Consider the following 22088-nt stretch of genomic DNA (forward strand, 5'->3'; position numbering starts at 1 on the left):
TTGTTCATTTTGTACAAACAGTTGCTCTAAGTTTGGACACTATTGTTAGTGACCTCAATCGCAATGTACCTTAGCATAACCCTTATGGTTACGGATATTACTCAGATACCTGTGCAGAGACGGTGTGCGAGTGTGTCCTCTTCCGTCTACGAGTTAGAGCATCATGTTGTATATATCGGACATTCCTCAATTCTTCTGCTCCACGATCAAAACCACTTACTCCCGGTGACCTCTGAATCCCGGGGTCTCGTTCCATCAGGAATCACTGTACTGGACAAGGATTTCCCAGATTTATGCCGCTACATATATGGATTGACCAATCTCATACCTGCCGCTGCTCTACCAACAATTAATACGGCCTCGTCGTTTGATCTCGCAGTTCCCCAGTTGGGTAGCGACCAAGATTACTATCGCAGACTGTATGACTATGTTCAGGGAAATAACCCACAGGCGCACAAACTCGCAAAGTATGCGCTGGCAGAGGGGAGGTTTGATAGACTCCTGGGACTTGGAGAGGGGAGTACACCTACCGGCGATGACATCTTGAGTGGAATGCTCGCGGGCGCACAGTCTCTTTCAAATCCCCAGGAGGTTCACGCCATTTGGAACACTATAGCACCGTTGCTGTACCGAACTACGAGAATCTCAGCTCATCAACTTTATTACGCCTCGTTGGGGCAAGTGTCTTGCAGCCATCTGGATTTGTTCAAGGCAATATTACGAAAAGCGGGTCCGAGTGAGATCAGCTTGATAGCGGCAGATATCGGCCATACTTCAGGCTTGGATTTCCTTTACGGATTGTCTTATCAGTTGTACATCAATCAGTTGCAAAGGAGTAGCTATGTCATCTGATGTAGTGCGGTTTCAGATACACACCAACCTGTACCGAGATTCGGTCGCTTTAATGTCTATGGCGGCAGAGCTAGAACGTCGAACAGGTGTAGAAAAAGCAGGTATTGTAATGGCCACGCCCGCCAACCTAGACGTTCTGGCTCGATCGAAGATCCTTCCAGAGGATATTACCGCTAATCCGGATGATTTACTCGTTGTGGTCCAAGCGGATTCAGAAGAAACGGCACAGACAGCTCTGGAATCAGCCAAGATCGAGCTAACCTCAGATGTTGCGATAACCGAGACGAATTCGGTCACGTTTCTGCCGAAAACCGTTGATGAAGCGGTATCTGCGGTAGATGCCAAGATTGTAACTATTTCAGTACCGGGTGCGTATGCTGGGGCCGTTGCTGAGGATGCCTTACATGAGAGCTGTCATGTGTTTTGTTTTTCTGACAATGTACCGGTTGATGAAGAAAACCGTTTAAAAGAATACGCGGCAAAAAATGAATTGTTGTTTATGGGGCCTGACTGTGGGACAGCAATAATAGACGGTACGCCGCTGGGTTTTGCAAATGTTCTCCCTGAAGGAGAAGTCGGAATAGTTGCCGCTTCTGGTACAGGTGCACAAGAGGTTTCAACCCTGATCGGAGAAGCTGGAATAGGAATATCTCAAATCATAGGGGTGGGGGGAAGAGATTTATCGGGGAAGATAGATCATCCAGCCTCGTTAGTGGCAGTCAATCTATTGGAAAATGATCCCAAAACCAAGTTGATAGCGGTGATTTCAAAGCATCCAGACAAGAACACCATGCAGAAATTATTGACACGCTTGAGTTTAATAAAGAAACCTGTGATCGCTTGCTTCATGGGTGCAACGAATACCGACACTCCCTTTCCGATCAGAGGAACTTTACAAGAAGCAGCGATGGTAATCGCCGAAAAACTTAATAGAAAGCTGTCTATTGATCTCCCTGAAAAAAGTGGAGTAAAAGCGTACGGGCCAATTCTAGGGCTGTATACAGGAGGAACTCTGGCGCAGGAAGCTAGTGTCCTACTAAAAAGATTCGGAGTTGAAGGAAAAATCTTAGATCTTGGGGACGACAAGTTCACACGTGGGAAACCACATCCGATGATTTCCCCAGATTTGCGAGCGAAGATGATCAGTAAAGTAAGTGACACAGACTTGTTACTGCTGGATGTGGTTTTAGGATGGGGGTCTGCCATTGACCCAGCTACTCCAGTTGCCGAGGCAGTTGCTAAAGCGGTTGACGCAGCTAAGCGAGCTGGGCGGAATTTACAGGTTCTGGCGTCGATTACTGGAACTGCTCATGACCCGCAAGGATTAGCCTCTCAGCGCAAAATTTTGCAGGATGCAGGGATTGTCGTATTTCCCTCCAACGCTGCTGCCGTTACTTATGCCATCGAGTTAGTTAAAAAGGATTGACTATCATGCTATCTGATGATTTTTCGCTAGTAAATGTTGGACTCCCATTAATAGTACAGGCGGTGCCTGAAGACCGTGTGTATGACCTTAAATGGATGCCGCCTGCATTCGCAGATGCGAATGCAGCAAGCATGGTATCGCGATTAGACAACGAGGTGACCAGACAGGCTAATCAGAAAGCTATTGATTTGGTACATTCGGTACGCCCCAGCTTGGTTAGAATTCTCCCCGCCAGGGAGGCTATTGCTGAGTTGCAATCCAAAACTTTGCTACATTCTGGCCCTCCGATAGCGGTAGAAAAGATGTGCGGACCAATGATCGGCGGGTTGGTTGGTGCAGCACTATTTGAGCGCTGGGCTAAGACACCCGAACAGGCGCGAGAACTATTAAACAACGGAGATATTAACATCATGCCTTGCCACGAAGTTGGCGCGGTGGGGCCGATGGCGGGAATCATTTCTCCGTCCATGCCAGTGTTTGAGGTGACTGATGGAAAACGCAAGGCCTTTTCTAATCTAAACGAAGGTCTAGGTAAAGTGCTGCGGTTTGGTGCTTACGACCGTTCCGTAATCGACAGATTGGTCTGGATGCGTGATTACCTCGGACCTACACTTGATGCAGCGCTACAAGACCACGGCCCGATCGACACTACCTCATTATTCGTGCAAGCTCTTACAATGGGCGATGAATGTCATAACCGAAACATTGCAGCTACCAGTCTGTTCACTCGTCGGCTGGCGCCGAGTATATCTAAACAAAAGACCGCACAGGAAGTACTCGAGTTCTTAGCCAACAATGACCACTTCGCGCTGAATCTGTCTATGGCCGCAGCAAAGTTGTGCTTAGATGCGGCAAACGGTGTGGCCGATTCAACGTTGGTGACGGCTATGGCCAGGAACGGCGTGGAATTCGGGTTGAGAGTTGCGGGAGCAGCAGAAAAATGGTTCACTGCCCCGGTAGAGCCTGCTGATGGCCTATTTTTCCCCGGTTATTCTCGCGAGGATGCTAACCCAGATCTGGGTGACTCGGCCATCACAGAATCTCTGGGGTTAGGCGGTTTCTCCATGGCTGCTTCTCCAGCAATAACGCAGTTCATTGGGGGTACTCCGGAAGATGCCCAAAGAATTACGATTGAGATGACGCATATTACTATGTCGCGTCATCCTGTATTTCAAATTCCACAGTTAAATTTTGCCGGTATTCCATCTGGGATTGACTTAATAAAAGTAGCTCGAAGTAATGTCCTGCCAGTAATAAATACGGGCATAGCCCATAAAGAAGCTGGCGTGGGACAAATTGGGGCAGGAATAGTCCGTGCCCCGAGGCAAGTTTTCTTGCAGGGTATTTGCTATTTAGCAAAGAAGCGGGGAATAGCATGAGTCGTGTCTTAGTGGCGATAGGTGGGAATGCCTTGATTACGGGGCAGGCTGGCAAAATCACAAGTAGTCAATGGGAACAATCCTCGGCGACAGCTGCGGGAATTATTCCCTTAATTAGGCAAGGGCATCAAGTCTTGCTAACCCATGGTAACGGCCCTCAAGTTGGATTGTCCATGCAGAGGGCGCAGCTTGCGATTAATGCGGGCGCTCATCGGTTACCTGCTTTACCTTTGTGGACAGCCGTGTCTGAGTCTCAGGGATCGATTGGAACAAGTCTTCAGCTTGCAATGATGAGCGGATTGAGCCACGAGGGTATAGATAGAGAGGTTATAACCGTTATTACACATTGCCTGGTTGATCGTTGTGATCCGGCTTTCGCCTCTTCAGACAAGCCCATAGGGCTACCTGTACCAAAAACGCTTGCCCCGCGCGACTGGGATACCGTCCCGGTGGCAAAAGGAATGGTTCGACGTGTCGTTCCTAGCCCAGAGCCAAAACAGGTCATGGAACAGTCGGCAATATCGACATTGGTGGGTGAACAAAAGATTGTTATTGCGGGCGGTGGTGGCGGAATTCCGGTTATTCATCAGGCGGGTAAATATCTGCCTGTTGACGGAGTGATCGATAAAGATCAGACATCTGCCTTGATCGCGACCAATACCCAAGTTGAAATTCTTCTATTGCTGACTGCTGTACCACAGCTTTATTTGAACTGGGGAACCGCTGAAGAAAAACCGATAAAGAAAACCAATTGTCACGAGCTTGAGAGCTGGTACAAGCAAGGGCAGTTCCCCCCAGGAACGATGGGACCAAAGATCAATGCTGCATGTCGTTTTCTAAAAAATGGAGGAAAACGCGTGGTTATAACCAATATTGAATCCATGAGAGCTGCATTCGAAGGGACTGCAGGAACACAGATAACAAAGGAGTAACCGTGTTTACAACATCAGCCAACCCGTTCAATTTTCAATGGGATAGAAAACGGACAGCATTGCTGTGCATTGACTTCCAACGGGATTTTATGGAAAGCGGAGGATTCGGGGAAACTCTGGGTAATGACGTAACCAGCTTACGGGATACGATTACACCCACCCAAAAGGTATTATCGGCTCTCCGTGACCTGGGTGTATTAATAATCCACACTCGCGAGGGCCATAGAGCAGACCTAACGGATCTTTACGATGCAAAAAGAGATAGGGGGAAGCCCAGCCTGCGAATCGGGGATAACGGGCCTATGGGCAGGATTCTCGTTCGCGGAGAAAAGGGACATGACATAATTCCTGAGTTATATCCCCAACCAGGAGAAACGGTGCTAGACAAGCCCGGTAAGGATGCATTCTATGGGACGGACTTAGAGATAATTCTGCGCGCAAGAAAAATAGATTCATTAATAATCACTGGGGTAACCACAGAAGTATGCGTACAATCCACCGCTCGTGCGGCGAATGATCGCGGTTTCAATTGTCTTGTACTTTCTGATTGCACTAATTCATATTTCCCTGAATTCAAATCATCAGCACTAGACATGATTGCTGCACAAGGGGCAATTGTGGGATGGGTAGCTGATTCTAAAAACTTATTGAAATCGATAAAGGTAGGGCAGTAACGGTGGGTAAGACTGACGCTATCAATAAACCGAAACTTTGGGTTCGTGGCGATTGGAACGGACTTTTCGGACTTGGAACCAACGTATTATTGAATGTAATTGTATTGACAGGTTTATGCCTAGCTGTGGTTAAGATCCCAGGAAGCATTGTCTACGGTCGTCTGCTTCCGGCTTTGGCAATTGCCCTTCCTCTGGGAAATATATGGTACGCAATTTTGGCTTGGAACCTTGCGCGCAAAGAAAACCGCACTGATGTAACAGCCCTACCTTATGGGCCATCTGTACCCCACACTTTTATTGTTGTATTCGTGGTTATGCTGCCCGTTTATTTACAATCTAACGACCCCATTAAAGCATGGCGTGCTGGTCTTGCCTGGTGCTTTATTATTGGTTGTATTGTTCTACTCGGTGCAATTATCGGCCCATGGATTCGTAAAGCAGTGCCGAGGGCAGCTCTCCTAGGGGCGCTTGCAGGAATTTCCATAACCTTCATAGCGATGCGTCCCGTTTCGCAAATGTGGCAGGCGCCCTGGATTTCATTCATTGCGCTTGCATTCATTCTAGTGGGATGGATGGCTGGCAAACGTCTACCCTTTGATGCCCCGGTTGGATTGGTCGCCGTTATAATCTCTACCGCAGTTGCATGGGTGGCTGTGGCCGCAGGGTGGAGCGGTATTCTGGAGCCAAGCGATGTGGTTAAATCCTTCGCTTCTGTTGGTTTCAATCTTCCGGTACCTTCCGCTGACGTTATCATTGGCTTGTCGGATATTGCGCCTCTGTTGGCCTCAGCGATTCCCTTAGGGATTTATAACTTCACTGAAGGAATGACCAATATTGAGTCGGCTGCTGCCGCTGGCGACCACTATTCGATGCGGCAGGTTTTGACCGCTGATGGTTTAGGCGCGATTATTGGGTCTTTCCTCGGATCGCCTTTCCCGCCCGCCGTGTACATTGGACATCCCGGATGGAAGAAGGTCGGCGGTCGAATTGGGTATTCCCTTGTGACTGGCATAATGGTCGCTTTGGTATGTGCCACCGGATTGGTAGCTACCTTATTAGAAATATTTCCCATGCAGGCCTTGGTGCCTATACTCCTGTACATCGGTCTAGTAATCGGTGCTCAAGCATTCGACGCTTCACCTATGCGATATTCGCCCGCAGTAGTTCTCGCAATGATTCCTTCGCTAGCAGAGTGGGCGACAGGTCTAGTTGAAAACGCGTTAAATGCAGCCGGTAAAACTGTCGAGGAGGTAGGAATTCCTGCGCTGGTAGATGCTGGTGTAATTTACGATGGTATGAAGCTTCTAGGCCAGGGAGCTGTACTAGTCGGCGTTCTGTTAGGGGCGATTACCTGCTTTGTAATAGATCGGCGCTTTTACGCCGCATCGGCAGTTGCGTTAGTTGCTGCTGCTTTGAGTTTCATTGGTTTAATCAACGCTTATTCCGTTGGTGTCAATGCTGCACCAAGTGTAACCATTGGCTATATTCTACTCGCGGGAATTCTAGCTAGCTTTGGCTTCGCTTTTCGAAAGGACAAAAATACCAGTCTTCCTGATGAACTGCTGTTCGTGAATGGAACACTGATGAGAGGTTTGGACCTCCATGGAAACCTCGCTGGTGCAGAATTCCAAGGAGAGATAAAAACGGCTCCTAAATACCGGCTTCACTCAATAGACGATATTCACCCAGGAATGTTCGAGGTGAAAGACGATGGGGTAGCGATTAGCGGGGAACTCTACCAGTTATCTCCGGAGATACTTCTACACGTTATAGAGGGTGAGCCTGACGGATTGTATCGAGGCGCCATAACTCTCGAGGACGGTCGGGTAGTCCCGGGAATTCTATATCGAGAAGAAATGGCCCGAAAACATCTAGACATTTCTCGATACGGGGGCTGGCGTAAATATCTGGAGCACATTACTGAACCAGCAGATTCCTCACAAGCCGAATAGTTTATCTACCGTTCCGGCTTAAACTAAAATACATAGATGTCTGGAGGGCTTGGTAATAAGTTTACCAAGCCCTCCAGACATTGCTCCTTAACCCGGCGATGGTAGTTCTGTTGCAGAACTGAAAACCTTGAGTGAATTGACTTCAACCTTTTAGGGTTTTTCTCTTTGTCTTTTAGAGTAGGACTATTTTCTGTCTGGCAGGTTCAGTGCGCTTAGCTTCATTGCTCCCAATCGCTAGCTAGTTTCGCGGGGGATAAACTAAGCGTGCATATGTCGTTCTCGAGCTGGGCTTGTTCGTTAATGGTGGACGTGGTGAAACGACCGATATTCTCCAGAGCTAGGAGACAAAGGACGCTCGTGCAGGTTACGTAATAAAGAACTGGTCTAGGTCGCGAGTCCTAATCATCCACGAAGGCACAGGTGTGGGTGCCGGAGGCGGTGAGCTTGCCGTCCTCGGAAAAAATCCGCAAGAAATAGGTAGCGAGGGTGCGCCCGCTTTGCGCTAAAGTCGCCAGGCAATACACCCGTCCCGCGACCGCCGGACGATGGTGAGTAACAAAGATATTTGACCCCACTGCGTGTTTGCCTTCCGGAGCCGCATAGTTAGCAGCTAGGGAGCCGGTAGTTTCCCCCAGCACCGCGTTCGCTCCGCCATGGAGTACCCCTAAAGTTTGCCGGTTGCCCTCTACCGGCATCGAACAAATCATCTTATCCGCGTTCAAGTGGTGAAACCTTATTCCCATCGCCTCAATCAGTTGGGCGTGCGTAGAGGGACATTTGTCCGAAACATCCGGCAAGCTCGCGAGAAACTGCGAAACCTTCTCCGGGTCGCTCAGATCCGGCAGCGCAATCGGGTCATCAACTTCGTCTCGGTAAACCAATTTCTTCGTCATGTCCCCTAGTTTAAGGCCTGCCAGTTACCAGCTCCGGGAAGAGGAAAATCGCCTCAACTTTTAACAACCGGGCCTAGAGGAATAAAGTTAAGTTCTGACCGTAATACTCAAACAGACCCGCGCCCGGGAAAGGGCAGAGTCTCCTAGCTGATAGGGACGAAATGTCTAGTAACGATCAGAATCTTCAATCTGTATCCCCCCAGCAACCCCAGAAAAAATCTCTCCTGGGTTTCTGGAAACTTCATGGTGATGGCCGTTCCATCGGCCCCGGGGAAGTAGTAATGCCCCGTGAGAGGCTCTCCTGGCCGCGCACCGCAGGCATTGGCGCCCAACACGTAGTCGCCATGTTCGGTGCCACCTTCCTAGTGCCCTTGCTGACTGGCTTTCCTCCCAACACCACCCTGTTCTTCACCGCGATTGGAACCTTGCTCTTTGCATTGGTAACTGCGGGTAAACTGCCCTCCTATTTGGGTTCCTCCTTCGCTTTGATTGCCCCCATCACCGCGGTATCTTCCCAGTACGGGCAGTCAGCGGCGCTCGGCGGGGTCATCAGCGTCGGGGTTACTTTGGCGCTGATCGGGGTAATTGTTCATTTCGCGGGCATCGTGTGGATTGACCGCATCATGCCGCCTACCGTGACCGGTTGTATCGTGGCTCTGATTGGTTTTAACCTGGCGCCAGCCGCCTGGAACTGGTTTAAAGAGGGCGCGGTCACCGCGGTCATTACTGTTACCGCCATCGTGCTGATCACCGTCCTGTTCAAAGGAATCATCGGCCGCCTGTCCATTCTGATTGGTGTGGGCGTGGGCTACATAGCAGCGGTAATCCAACACGAAGTTGACTTCAAAGCCATCGGCAAGGCCGCCTGGATTGGACTCCCCGAATTCCATACCCCCTCCTTTGAGCCTTCCACCTTGGGACTCTTCATCCCGGTAGTCCTGGTTTTGATTGCCGAAAACGTCGGTCACGTTAAATCCGTATCCGCGATGACCGGAGAAAACCTTGACCACCTGACCGGGCGCGCCCTGTTTGCAGACGGGATTTCTACCGTATTCGCCGGTTGCGGCGGCGGTAGCGCCACCACCACCTATGCGGAAAATATTGGGGTAATGGCCGCTACCCGCGTCTACTCCACCGCCGCCTATATCGTGGCTGCGTTCGTAGCGCTGGCACTATCAATGTTCCCCAAGTTTGGGGCGGCCATCGCCACCATTCCTCCCGGGGTGCTCGGAGGCGCGGCTACCGTCCTCTACGGCATGATCGGAATGTTGGGCGTGCGTATCTGGGTACAAAACAAAGTTGATTTCGCGGACCCGGTGAATCTAAATACCGCCGCAGTCGCCATGATTATTGCCATCGCCGACTACACCTGGCAGATCGGCTCCCTGACCTTCAACGGTATTGCTTTGGGTTCGGCTGCGGCAATCGTGGTCTACCACGTGATGCGGGGGATTTCGAAGGCACGCGGTACCTTCCTCGAGCAGGCTTCCCCGGCCTCGGCCCCGGCAGGTACGGATCTAGAGTCCCGCTCCTATGAAAAACGGGTAGCATCCCAGGCAACGAATCTAGATTAGAAAGCTGCTAAGGATTCCCTCGGTAATCAAGAGGTCTAGGCTCTAAGCGATCCGCACCAGCTTGCAGTCGTCGATCTCCTCGAGATCATTTTGGGCTTCTTCCTGGAATTTTTCGGGGCTAACCATATCGGAGTAACGAGAACCAATAGTCACGGTCACGTCAGAAGTAGGACGAGGATCGAGAATGATCTCCGCGTCCTCGAAGGCGCGCGCCAAAGTATAGGCCACGTTAACCCCGGTGGGGCCAGTAACGATTCGGATATTGCCCTCATAGGAACCAGAACTGATATTTCCGGTATCTTTAACCGGAACTCCCCGGTCTTTGAGTCCTTTGGCTACTTTTCCGGCTAGGCCTGAAACGTCAGTGCCATTGACCACGTGGATTTCCATTTTGTCCAAGGGAACTGCTTTTTCCGAGGTTGGGCAAGGAACGTCTCCTGCCTGTGCGTATTGGGGTGCCTGTTTGAAATCATTGAAGAAGGGGAAGGGTAAAATCCCGAACCCAATCAAGATAGACAGCACCATCAGTCCGGCCATCACCGAACCGATAACGGTGAAAACCATGGTTTCGCGTTGCTGACGGCGTCGCACATAGCGCTGATAGGGCGTAAGATCTGCGAGCGGGTCAACTTTTTCAGGATTTGCTGCCAGATCTGGCTGTTTTGCGTCTTGACCACTGCTGGGGCTCACCTGGGTTTGATTCATGGTTGCTACTTTACCCCCTTATCGTGGGGACACTGCTGGCGGGTACGTTTTCGACGCGAAAACTAGTAAAGTAAAGCCAGAAAAACCACTGAGCTAGAGGACTTTATGGCGAAGAAACTGTCACTTTCCCGTCCCGCGGGGACAGTAGCGATTGTCACCAGTGTGATCCTCACCTTGGCCTCAGTTCTTTTGGCGGCCGGTTTCATGATTCTGCTGGGATACACTTTGGCGCAAGCATTTTCGGGGGAAAACCTGTCGGGGGCTTTCGGGGGGTTAATCTTTTTTGCGATTGCGCTCGGAGGATGCGAAGCAACCCGGATTAGCGTCGAGCAGCACTCGGTATATAAAGAACAGTTGGCCTTGCAGTCGCGGCTGCTGCGAAACCTTTTTGCGCAAGGACCGGGGGTACTGGCACGGCGCAGCGCCGGATCTTTAATCGATATGATGACTTCCGGTACCGAAAAAATTCAGCGCTACCGCCAAGCTTTCCTGGGGTCTATGATCGGGGCGATGCTTAGCCCGCTACTGGTGCTGGCGGTGATGGCGTTTTTCGTCGATTTTTGGTGTGCGCTGGTACTGCTAGTTTTTGTACCGCTGGTTCCCGCAATTATTTTCGGGTTCTCAAAAGTAACCCGCAAGGTCTCTAGCAGGTCCCGCCGGCGACGGAACCAGCTCGCTGCCTCCTACCTGGACGCCCTCTCCGGTTTAGAAACCTTGAGCCTCTTGGGAGCCACCGACTCGCGGGGGAAACAGTTAGCTGAGGTAGGGGAGAAAAATCGGCTGTCAACCATGCGTTTATTGGCTGCCAACCAGCTAGTCTTGCTGGCTATTGACCTGGGATTTAATCTATTGCTCTTAACTTCCGGGTTTGCGCTCACCTTGTGGAAAGTGATCAATGGTTCCTGGGGCAGCGATATTAGGGTGATTGCCCCGGTAGTTACCATGCTGGGGTTAACCCTGCTTTTGTTAGAACCTATGAATAAAATCGGCGCCTTCTTCTATGTAGGGATGTCAGGGATGGCTAATCAGCGCCTGGTACGTGCCTTTTTAAGCGGAAAATCACCTTCCCACGGTAAGTCCCACGGTAAAGATGCATCCCCGGTAAAGCCGTCTGCCTCCGAGGAATCTTCCTCCCCTGGCAAGGTCTCTGCTCGCGGCGAAGCATCCGCCCCCGCCGCCTCCTTAGCTCCGCAAGAAGCTAAAAAAATATCCCCCGCTTCCGAAAATACGGATAGTAACTGCGAGGGCGGGCAGACCCCGACGCAAAGTTCCGATTCCTTACTGTCACTGCAGAAACTCAGCTTTGCCTATCCCGGCGGCAATCCCGTCCTCAAAAACCTAGATTTAGAGGTAAACCCTAGGGAATGGCTGGCCATTGGCGGTGCCTCAGGAGCGGGTAAATCAACCCTAATTGAGGTACTTAAAGGCAATCTCTTGCCTAGCCAAGGTAGCTACTACCTGCAAGGACGCTCCTTGGATGCTAAAAGTCGCAACTGGTTTAGAGACCAATCGGCGCTAGTGCAACAGCACACCTGGATTTTCACCGGTACTATCCGCTCGAATCTGATGATGGTGGCTCCGCGTGCGGGAGAAGACCGCCTGTGGGAATGCCTGGAAACAGTGCGCCTGGCCGCAGAAGTGCGCGCATTCCCGCAGGGACTAGATACCCCGGTAGGCGAGGATGGCTACTCCCTGTCCGGTGGGCAAGCCCAGCGGCTATCTTTAGCGCGGGCGTTACTGTCCGAACGAGAACTATTGCTCCTAGATGAGCCAACTTCGCAGATCGATTTAGAGTCCGAGGCGGCGATAATCCAAACGCTCGCCCAGGTGGCGAAAGAAAAAACTATCGTAGTGCTTAGCCACCGCGCTAGCGCCCTGGCCCACGCGGACCGCGTCCTCTACCTCAAAGATGGGGCCTTAACGGAGGTAGAGCGGTGAAAAAATTAATTCAGCTGCTGAAGTATCTGCGGCCCGCCAAAGAGGATCCCGAAAAGTGCAGCCAGATGCAGGCAGCCGGGAACGACGCAGACCTGCCGGCGGTGGGAACCCGCCAACTGATTAATTGGTTATTACACCTGGCCCGTCCGGTGCTAAAACCCCTCTACATATCGGGGGCGGCGCGCCTACTGGACCAGACCCTCGGCATCGCCCTGATTGCTTTCGGGGTTTACCGTATCGGCGACGCAGTCATAGAAATCGCTGGTGGTGCCACCTTGAGCCCCTCTTATCTGTGGGTGAGCATCGGGGTGATGGTGGCGCTAGCATTCCTGAAGGCATTTTTCCGTTACTTAGAACAGTTCGCCGGACATTACGTGGCCTTTAAAGCCCTAGAAATTTTGCGTCAGGAAATGTTTGCGCGTCTAGCACCCCAAGCCCCGGCCTGTATGGTGGGGGCGAAAAGCGGGGATTTACTGGCGCGGATCACCGCAGATATTGACCGTATCGAAGTGTTTTTTGCCCACACCCTGGTTCCGGCGTTTAGTGCCCTTATTATCCCGCTAGGGGTTTCGATTCTTACCGGTTTTTTGGTGACTCCGCTAAGTGGCGCCCTGCTATTTTTCGTTTACCTGGTAACTTTGGCGTCTTTAGCCCTGCTGGGTGGGGGAGAAGGAAACCGGGCTGCCGATGCCTCTGCCAGCGCCAAAGGACAGGTTGCACAGTCGGTAACTGACTCGGTTAACGGGATTAGTGAGGTCACCGGTTACGGTTTGCAGCGCGCTCGCACTACGCAACTCGAACGCTATATGTCGATTGTGGGTGCCAATGCGCGTCCTTTGACCTCTTTACAAGCGCTGCGCCGCGCCCTGACCCAAAGCGGAATGTACCTGGCAGCGCTGGCAGTGATCTGGGTGGGAATGCCGGCAACTACCGATTTGACGGCGGTTCCCTCCGTCTTGGCCGCCGTATTTGCGGTACTGCGCTCCTGGGAAGTGTGCCACGGGGTAGAAGATTTCTCTACCCACCTGGCAAACTCTTTCGCTGCGGCCCGCCGGGTTTGGCAGGTTGCCAAGGCAGTTCCGGCAGTTTCCAGTGGAGAAAAGAAGCCGCCAGAGGCGCCTTTCCCAATAGCTTTCGAGGACGTGTCTTTTACCTACCCTCAAAGCGGGGAACGGGTTTCTTCCCAGGCGGCTCTCCAGAATATTTCCTTTACCATCCCTGCCGGTTCCTGGACCGCTATTTGCGGGGCCACCGGGAGCGGAAAATCTACCTTGGCCCGCTTGCTACTGCGCTACTGGGATGTAGATAGGGGACAGATTCTTTTGGGAGACCTCCCGCTATCGCAGCTTAATCCGGCAGCTATTCGCCGCGCCCTCCCCCTGGTTACCCAGCGGATTCATATTTTCTCGGCTTCGATTGCCGATAATTTGCGGCTCGGGAAACCTGATGCGAACGATGAACAGCTCTGGCAAGTGCTGAAAACCGTCGAACTCGACCAGACGATTTCCGATTTACCTGCAGGGTTAGCTACTCGAGTGGGGAGATATGGCGGGGCGCTTTCGGGGGGACAGCGGCAAAGGCTGTCTTTAGCGAGGGCGCTGCTATCTGATTCCCCGGTGTTGGTGTTGGACGAGTTTACTGCCCATTTGGAGCCAGCTTTAGCGGCGCGACTGCGCCGCCGGGTGCGCGAGCTTCGCCCGCAGGCCACCATTATCGAAATCACCCACACTTTGCGGCAGGTGGAGGAAGCCGATCAGGTGCTGGTGCTTTCCCAAGGAAGATTGGTACAGCAGGGAGATCCGGGGGATTTGCTAACGCAAGCTGGGGAACTGGCGAAGTTGGCGGCCCATGAACGCGAAGCCGAATTTATGCTCGGTGGGGAATATGAACGCCAGGAAACTGAGGGTTAGTTAGAGGACGAAAAGCTAGGAGAATTCCTAAAAACCGGCACGAGATCAAAAAATTTCCCCAGAAAAGCTCGAAAAGCTGTGAAAATGCGCACGTCCTCGCCCTCAATGTGGCATAACATCCGCTTTCAAACTAGCATTAATACTTGCGTTTGCCGTAGCCCGATGTGGTCTGGTCTGCTGATTCGCCTTTAAAATGCGCAGGGCGATCGAAGGAGCAACCAGCGCCCGGAAGGGGCCGGAAACCTAGAATACGCGCGAAGTTACGTCGTCCGAAAGGAATCCTTTTGGCTGCTGAAACCGCATCTGCCAATAAGCCCTCTCGCCTGTCGTTTGCAAAACTACAGGAAGTTATGGCCCCCCCGAATCTGCTGGACATTCAAAGGAAATCTTTTGAATGGCTCCTAGGCACCACCCAGTGGCGCGAAAATGCAGAAGAAAAAGCGAAAGCGAGCAATCGCACCGATCCGGTACTTTCTGGGTTAGAGGAAGTTTTCGAAGAAATTTCTCCCATCCAGGACTTTGCCGGCTCCATGTCGCTGTCATTTTCCGATCCCAAGTTTGAACCCCCGAAGTATTCCATCGAAGAATGCAAAGCCAAGGATTACACCTATGCGGCTCCTATCTTCGTTACCGCGGAATACATGAATGAAAACACTGGCGAGATTAAATCGCAGACCGTTTTCATGGGCGATTTCCCGCTGATGACTCCGCGGGCTACTTTCATTATTAACGGTACCGAGCGGGTAGTAGTCTCCCAGTTGGTCCGCTCTCCCGGTGTTTACTTCGAGAAAGCCGCCGATAAGACTTCTGACAAAGACATTTACGGCTGCAAATTCATTCCTTCGCGGGGAGCATGGCTAGAGCTCGAGATCGACAAACGCGAAAACGTGGGGATCCGTATTGACCGGCGTCGTAAACAGTCGGGCACGATTTTCCTGCGCGCCCTGGGCATGACCGCGGAAGAAATCCGCGAAGAGTTCCAGGACTACCCGATTATGCTTTCGACCCTGGAAAAGGATTCGGACAATATTCAGTCCACCGATGATGCCCGGGCCGATATTTACCGCAAGATCCGCCCCGGCGAGCCGGCAAGTGCGGAAGCGGGACGCAACTTGATTGAAGGCTTTTACTTCAACCCCAAACGCTATGACCTGGCCAAAGTTGGTCGCTACAAGGTCAACCGCAAACTGGGGCTCAGCAGCGATATTCACACTTCTACTTTGACACTGGACGATATTGTTGCCGGTTTCAAATATCTATTGGCGCTGCAAAAGGGCGACCAAACGGTTTCTGCTACCAACGAGGACGGCGAAATCGTCGACCTGCGGGTAGAAACTGACGATATCGACCACTTCGGCAACCGCCGGATTCGCGCGGTTGGGGAACTAATCCAGGCGCAGATTCGCACCGGACTTTCCCGCATGGAACGCGTGGTACGCGAACGCATGACCACCCAGGATGCTGAGGCAATCACTCCGCAGTCACTGATTAATATCCGTCCGGTAGTAGCCGCCATCAAAGAGTTCTTTGGTACTTCGCAGCTGTCCCAGTTCATGGACCAAAACAACCCGCTATCGGGGCTAACCCACAAGCGGCGTTTGTCGGCGCTAGGTCCGGGCGGTCTTTCTCGTGACCGTGCGGGCATGGAAGTTCGTGACGTGCACCCCTCCCACTATGGCCGGATGTGCCCGATTGAATCTCCGGAAGGCCCGAACATTGGTCTGATCGGCTCGCTGGCAACCTATGCCCGGTTGAACTCTTTCGGTTTCATTGAAACCCCCTATCGGGTGGTTAAAGACGGAAAAGTCACCGACGAGGTTCACTATCTAAGTGCTGATGAAGAGGCTGGCTACAACATTGCCCAGGCTTCGGCTCCGCTAAATGATGATGGTTCTTTCGCGGAAGAGCTGGTGCTGTGCCGGATTGCCGGGGAAGACCCGCAAGAAATGCGGCGCGAAGAAGTTGACTTCATGGACGTTTCGGCGCGGCAGATGACTTCGGTTGCCGCCGCCCTGATTCCGTTCCTGGAACACGATGACGCCAACCGCGCCCTCATGGGTGCAAACATGCAGCGCCAAGCGGTTCCGCTACTTACCACCGAGGCTCCGCTAGTGGGTACCGGCATGGAGCGTCGTACCGCTATGGATGCTGGGGAAGCAATCGTCAGCGAACATGCCGGAGTAGTCGTAGAGGCCGATGCGGCGCACGTCCAGATCATGTGCGATGACGGCTCCTACTTCACCTATAAGCTGGACAAGTTCCACCGTTCCAACCCCGGTAACTGCTATAACCAGCATGTACGGGTGGCCGCCGGTGACCGGGTAGAAGTCGGGGATCTAATCGCCGATGGCCCGGCAACCGATCATGGTGAACTGGCTTTGGGTAAGAACCTGCTGGTTGCCTATATGTCTTGGGAAGGCCTCAACTACGAGGACGCGATCATTCTTTCTCGCCGGGTAGTTCAAGACGACGTGCTCACTTCTATCCATATTGAAGAACACGAAATCGATGCCCGCGAAACCAAGCTGGGTCTAGAAGAAATCACCCGCGATATTCCGAATATTTCCGAGGATGCCCTCGCGGACCTTGACGAACGTGGCATTATCCGCATCGGCGCCGAGGTGCAGGCTGGCGATATCTTGGTCGGGAAAGTAACCCCCAAGGGTGAAACCGAGTTGACCAGTGAAGAGCGCCTGCTACGCGCCATCTTCGGGGAGAAAGCCCGCGAGGTGCGTGACACTTCGCTGCGCGTTCCTCACGGTGAATCCGGGATTGTGATCGGAGTTCGCGAGTTTAACGACGAAGACGACGAACTACCTCCCGGGGTAAAACATATGGTGCGCGTATACGTAGCGCAGCGCCGTAAGATCACCATTGGCGATAAAATGGCTGGTCGTCACGGTAACAAAGGTGTGGTTTCCAAGATTTTACCGATCGAGGATATGCCTTTCTTAGAGGACGGCACTCCGGTTGACATTATTTTGAACCCCATGGGTGTACCTGGTCGTATGAACATCGGACAGGTCCTGGAGTTCCATTTGGGCTGGATTGCTCACCAGGGTTGGGATACTTCCCTGCTGGCAGAAGAAGGCGCCAAGTGGATTGAGAAACTCCCCAAGGAAGGTTTGCAGGCACCCGCAGGTCAAAAGGTGGCCACTCCGGTATTTGACGGTGTGGAAGAGGACGTTTTGACCGGACTACTCGGTTGCACCCGCCCGAACGCGGACGGGGATCGCCTCATCAATGCTGACGGTAAAGCCCAGCTATTTGATGGGCGCAGCGGGGAACCGTTCCCCTACCCGATTTCGGTGGGCTACAAGTACATGTTGAAGCTACACCACCTGGTAGATGACAAGATTCACGCTCGCTCTACCGGACCGTACTCGATGATTACGCAGCAGCCCTTGGGTGGTAAAGCCCAGTTCGGCGGGCAGCGTTTCGGTGAGATGGAAGTGTGGGCGATGGAAGCCTATGGTGCGGCCTATTCGCTGCAGGAACTGCTCACCGTGAAATCGGATGATATTACCGGCCGCGTGAAGGTCTATGAGGCGATTGTTAAAGGCGAGGATATTCCTCAGCCTGGCATTCCGGAATCTTTCCGCGTCCTCATACAAGAAATGCGCTCCCTCTGCCTGAATGTGGAGGCCTTAGACGCCGAAGACAATGTGGTGTCTCTGGCTGAAGACGATGAGGGTGCTGAGCGCGCCAGCGAAGAATTGGGGATCAATATTGGCTCGCGGCCAAACCCCAATGTTTCTTTGGAAGAAATCTAGGCAGCAGGGAAGAGAAGGTAAGAGTCGATTATGGATGCAAATAAATTCGATCAACTACATATCGGCATGGCGACCGCCGAGGGCGTGGCTGAATGGTCATTCGGGGAAGTCAAGAAGCCGGAAACTATTAACTACCGCACCCTGAAGCCCGAGAAGGACGGCCTTTTCTGTGAGCGGATTTTCGGTCCCACCCGGGACTGGGAATGTGCCTGCGGTAAATATAAGCGGGTGCGCTATAAGGGCATCGTTTGTGAACGCTGCGGGGTGGAGGTAACTCGCTCCAAGGTGCGCCGCGAACGTATGGGTCATATTGAACTGGCCGCCCCGGTTACCCATATTTGGTATTTCAAGGGCGTTCCTTCCCGCTTGGGTTACCTGCTGGATCTGGCGCCTAAAGACCTGGAAAAAGTCATCTATTTCGCGGCCTATATGATTACCGAGGTCGACGAGGATGCCCGTCACCAGGATCTGCCGAATCTAGAAAACGAGCTTAGCCTGGAAAAACAGCGTTTAACGGAACGCTTTGAGGCCCAGATTGCGGCCCGCCAGGAAAAGCTGGAGAAAGATCTGGCGGCGTTAGAGGCCAAGGACGCCAAGAACGCCGAAAAGGAAAAGGTTCGTAAAGCCGCCGATAAAGAGGTATCTCAGATGCGGCGGAAGATGGATCGCGAGCTGAATCGCCGCGACGAGGTCTTTACCCGCTTTAAAGAACTGCAGGTTGGAGACCTGGAGGGCGACGAGCGGCTCTACCGCGACTTGGAGATGCGTTACGGCATTTACTTCAAGGGCGATAAGGGCGCGCAAGCAGTGCAAACGCGGCTGCGGGACTTCGATCTGAAGGCCGAAGCCGAAAAACTGAAAGAGGAAGTGGAAACCGGTACCGGTCAGCGTAAGACTCGTGCCCTCAAACGGCTGAAAGTGGTTTCTGCCTTCTTGCAGACCGGAAACAAGCCGGATTCGATGGTGCTAGATCGCATCCCGGTGATTCCGCCGGATCTGCGCCCCATGGTGCAGCTGGACGGTGGCCGCTTCGCGACCTCTGACCTGAACGATCTTTACCGCCGGGTTATTAACCGCAATAACCGCCTAAAGCGACTGCTGGATTTGGGTGCTCCCCAGATCATCGTGAATAACGAAAAGCGGATGCTGCAAGAGTCGGTGGACGCCCTATTCGACAATGGTCGCCGCGGGCGTCCGGTGACCGGTCCGGGTAACCGTCCCCTGAAGTCGCTGTCCGATATGCTCAAAGGCAAGCAGGGACGTTTCCGCCAGAACCTGCTAGGTAAACGGGTTGACTATTCCGGTCGGTCTGTAATCGTGGTAGGCCCGCAGCTGCGGCTACACCAGTGCGGTCTGCCCAAGCAGATGGCTCTGGAACTGTTCAAGCCGTTCGTAATGAAACGGTTGGTGGAACGCCAGGAAGCCCAAAATGTTAAGGCCGCCAAGCGGATGGTGGAACGCCAGCGCCCGCAGGTGTGGGACGTGCTCGATGAGGTCATCACCGAACATCCGGTGCTGCTAAACCGCGCACCTACTTTGCACCGTCTAGGTATTCAGGCTTTCGAGCCGATCTTGATTGAGGGTAAAGCGATTCAGTTGCACCCGCTAGCTTGTGGGGCGTTCAACGCGGACTTTGACGGTGACCAGATGGCAGTGCACCTGCCGCTGGGGGCAGAAGCTCAGGCGGAGGCGCGGATTTTGATGTTGTCCTCCAACAACATTTTGAAGCCTGCCGATGGCCGTCCGGTAACTATGCCCTCCCAGGACATGGTAATCGGCATTTACCACTTGACCTCGGATCCTGATCCTTCCCTTCCGGTTCTGACCGGTAAGGACGGAAACCCGATCACCCCGAAGTTCTCTTCGCTAGGTGAAGCCATTATGGCTTTCGATCAAGATCGCCTGGATATTAACGCTACTGCTTTGATTCGTTTCGAGCCCGGTACGGTGCCGCCCAAGGATTGGCAGGCTCCGGAAGGCTACGAAGAGGGCGATCCGGTAGAGTTTGAAACTTCGATTGGGCGTTGCTTCTTCAATGAGGCGTTGCCGGTTTCCTACCCGTTCGTCAACGAGCAGATTGACAAGAAGGGGCTTTCTCGGATTGTCAATACTTTGGCAGAGCGCTACGACAAGGGTAATGTGGCGGCCTCTTTGGATGCTTTGAAAGAGACCGGTTTCCACTGGGCAACTTGGTCCGGAACCACTATCGGCTTCGCTGACGTAGTGGAACCGCCGGCGAAGGCGAAGATTCTCGCCGAGTACGACGAAAAAGCTGCCCAGGTGCAAGAGGATGCGGATCTCGGTTTGATTACCGGCCAGGATCGTTACAACGAACTGGTGGATTTGTGGACCGAATGTACTGCCAAAGTTGCCCAGGCGATGCGGGAGAACTTCCCGGCTCGCAACCAGGTGAACCGGATGGTTTCTTCTGGTGCTCGTGGTAACTGGGATCAGATCCGGCAGATTTCCGGTATGCGTGGTTTGGTGGCTGACCCGAAGCAGAAGCTGATTGAGCAGCCAATTAAGTCGAATTACCGTTCTGGTTTGTCGGTGCTGGAATACTTCATCGCTACTCACGGTGCGCGTAAAGGTTTGGCTGATACCGCGTTGCGTACTGCGGACTCGGGTTATTTGACCCGCCGCCTGGTGGATGTGTCTCAGGACGTTATCGTGCGAGAACAGGATTGTGGTACTCGCCGCGGCCTAGTAATGCCTATTGGTGGCGTTACCGAAGATGGTCACGTTTACAAGCTGGATATCGTAGAGACCACCGCTTATGGGCGTACCTTGTCTAAGGACGTTACCGATAAGGACGGGAACCTGGTATTTGCCAAGGGTACCGATGTGGGCGACGCCGAGATTGATGTGTTGATCGAGGCGGGGGTCACCGAGATTCCGGTGCGTTCCGTTTTGACCTGTGAATCTGAGGCTGGTACTTGTGCGTCTTGTTATGGACGCTCGCTGGCGACCGGAAAACGGGTCGATATTGGTGAGGCTGTCGGGATTATCGCTGCCCAGTCGATTGGGGAGCCTGGTACTCAGCTCACGATGCGTACCTTCCACACCGGTGGTGCTGCTGGTGCGGCTGATATTACCCAGGGTTTGCCGCGCGTGCAGGAGCTTTTCGAGGCTCGTACCCCGAAGGGTGAAGCTCTGATTACGGAGGCCGCGGGGCGCGTCAAGGTGGTTGATGAACCGGGTGAGCCGCGACATCTGGTCGTGGTGCGCGATGATGGTCAAGATGATCTGATTATCGACGCTCCTCGCCGCATGAAACTGATTGTGTCTGATGGCGACCATGTTGAGGTTGGCGAGCAGCTGACTGAGGGTCGCCTAGATCCGAAGAAGGTGCTGCGCATTTTGGGTGTGAATTCTACCCAACGGCAGCTAGTGACCGAGGTGCAAGAGGTTTACCGTTCGCAGGGCGTGGATATTCACTCCAAGCACATTGAAGTGATTGTGCGTCAGATGCTGCGACGGGTAACCGTGCTCAAGTCTGGTGACACGGAACTGTTGCCGGGTACTTTGGTGGATTCGATTCGATTCCGCTCGATTAACCGTAAGGTTGTTTCCGAGGGCGGGGAGCCGGCTGCGGCTCGTCCGGAACTGATGGGGATTACCAAGGCTTCGCTAGCTACCGATTCTTGGTTGTCAGCGGCTTCCTTCCAGGAGACTACTAAGGTGCTAACCGATGCGGCCATGGCTGCAAAGAAGGACCCGTTGGTAGGCCTGAAGGAGAACGTGATCATCGGTAAGTTGATTCCGGCGGGTACCGGACTGTCAATGTTCCGTGATGCCAGCGTGGAGCCTACCGAGGAAGCGATGGCCAAGATGGGTTGGTCTGCTAATGACTTCAAGATTCCCGATAGTGATGACGACTTTTTGGCCGGCATTAGTTTTGAGGACTCTTTCGGTCTGAATCTCTAATCTAAATAGTTCAGTTCCCATGGGGGGCTTGTCTAGCTAGAAAAGCTAGACAAGCCCCCCATGATTTTTACCTGCGGGTTTAAGGGTCGGCATGCACTAACTGTCAGTTATGACGAAGCTCTCAATAAAAATTAGATTATCACCTTGCTTTAA

At 52.8% G+C, this 22088-nt stretch carries 13 protein-coding genes; 11 read left to right on the forward strand and 2 right to left on the reverse strand.

All coding sequences use genetic code 11. The annotated features are described in order from the left end of the window. Window positions 1-84: 84 nt before the first annotated feature. From AC1EKS_RS06820 to AC1EKS_RS06845, 6 genes are read left to right on the forward strand one after another with little or no spacing between them, the layout of a single operon-like run. The gene (locus AC1EKS_RS06820) at window positions 85-852 is read left to right on the forward strand and encodes an oxamate carbamoyltransferase subunit AllH family protein (protein ID WP_481008625.1); all 768 of its coding nucleotides are present in this window, start codon (window positions 85-87) and stop codon (window positions 850-852) included. Continuing rightward, window positions 842-2278 carry a hypothetical protein gene (locus AC1EKS_RS06825; protein ID WP_481008624.1) on the forward strand — a complete coding sequence of 479 codons (1437 nt, stop codon included), beginning with the start codon at window positions 842-844 and terminating at the stop codon, window positions 2276-2278. Before AC1EKS_RS06820 ends, AC1EKS_RS06825 begins: the two co-directional genes overlap by 11 nt. Before the next feature lie 5 nt (window positions 2279-2283). Further along, window positions 2284-3657 carry a YlbE family protein gene (locus AC1EKS_RS06830; protein WP_481008623.1) on the forward strand — a complete coding sequence of 458 codons (1374 nt, stop codon included), beginning with the start codon at window positions 2284-2286 and terminating at the stop codon, window positions 3655-3657. After that, window positions 3654-4589: an amino acid kinase family protein gene (locus AC1EKS_RS06835; protein WP_481008622.1), complete on the forward strand. Its 936-nt coding sequence runs from the start codon at window positions 3654-3656 to the stop codon at window positions 4587-4589. The genes AC1EKS_RS06830 and AC1EKS_RS06835 overlap by 4 nt, the downstream gene beginning before the upstream one ends. Window positions 4590-4591: 2 nt before the next feature. Next, the gene (locus AC1EKS_RS06840) at window positions 4592-5263 is read left to right on the forward strand and encodes a cysteine hydrolase family protein (RefSeq protein ID WP_481008621.1); all 672 of its coding nucleotides are present in this window, start codon (window positions 4592-4594) and stop codon (window positions 5261-5263) included. A gap of 2 nt (window positions 5264-5265) precedes the next feature. Next, window positions 5266-7215: an allophanate hydrolase-related protein gene (locus AC1EKS_RS06845; protein ID WP_481008620.1), complete on the forward strand. Its 1950-nt coding sequence runs from the start codon at window positions 5266-5268 to the stop codon at window positions 7213-7215. A 398-nt stretch (window positions 7216-7613) separates the two neighbouring features. Here AC1EKS_RS06845 and AC1EKS_RS06850 read toward each other — a convergent pair whose 3' ends face one another. After that, on the reverse strand, window positions 7614-8108 hold the full coding sequence (locus AC1EKS_RS06850; protein ID WP_481008619.1) for a PaaI family thioesterase: 495 nt from the start codon (window positions 8106-8108) through the stop codon (window positions 7614-7616). Between the two features lie 161 nt (window positions 8109-8269). Between AC1EKS_RS06850 and AC1EKS_RS06855 the strand changes: the two genes are divergently transcribed. Further along, window positions 8270-9682, forward strand: a complete 1413-nt coding sequence (locus AC1EKS_RS06855) for a uracil-xanthine permease family protein (RefSeq protein WP_481008618.1) — start codon at window positions 8270-8272, stop codon at window positions 9680-9682. Window positions 9683-9724: 42 nt separating this feature from the next. On the opposite strand, the gene AC1EKS_RS06860 is transcribed toward AC1EKS_RS06855, so the two are convergent. Then, entirely contained in the window at window positions 9725-10387 is a 663-nt protein-coding gene (locus tag AC1EKS_RS06860) for a LytR C-terminal domain-containing protein (protein ID WP_481008617.1), read from the reverse strand. 105 nt (window positions 10388-10492) lie between these two features. Here AC1EKS_RS06860 and AC1EKS_RS06865 point away from each other — a divergent pair, with 105 nt between their 5' ends. The 4 genes from AC1EKS_RS06865 (at window position 10493) to AC1EKS_RS06880 (ending at window position 21935) form a co-directional block, all read left to right on the forward strand. Next, the gene (locus tag AC1EKS_RS06865) at window positions 10493-12325 is read left to right on the forward strand and encodes an ATP-binding cassette domain-containing protein (protein ID WP_481008616.1); all 1833 of its coding nucleotides are present in this window, start codon (window positions 10493-10495) and stop codon (window positions 12323-12325) included. Next, window positions 12322-14235 carry a thiol reductant ABC exporter subunit CydC gene (gene cydC / locus AC1EKS_RS06870; RefSeq protein WP_481008615.1) on the forward strand — a complete coding sequence of 638 codons (1914 nt, stop codon included), beginning with the start codon at window positions 12322-12324 and terminating at the stop codon, window positions 14233-14235. The genes AC1EKS_RS06865 and cydC overlap by 4 nt, the downstream gene beginning before the upstream one ends. 350 nt (window positions 14236-14585) lie before the next feature. Further along, window positions 14586-18008 (forward strand): DNA-directed RNA polymerase subunit beta, encoded by a 3423-nt coding sequence (gene rpoB, locus AC1EKS_RS06875; protein WP_481010344.1) that lies wholly within the window; start codon window positions 14586-14588, stop codon window positions 18006-18008. Between the two features lie 27 nt (window positions 18009-18035). Beyond that, window positions 18036-21935 (forward strand): DNA-directed RNA polymerase subunit beta', encoded by a 3900-nt coding sequence (locus AC1EKS_RS06880; protein ID WP_481008702.1) that lies wholly within the window; start codon window positions 18036-18038, stop codon window positions 21933-21935. Window positions 21936-22088: the final 153 nt, after the last annotated feature.

The sequence above is a fragment of the Varibaculum sp. C0165D1 genome (assembly GCF_056590355.1).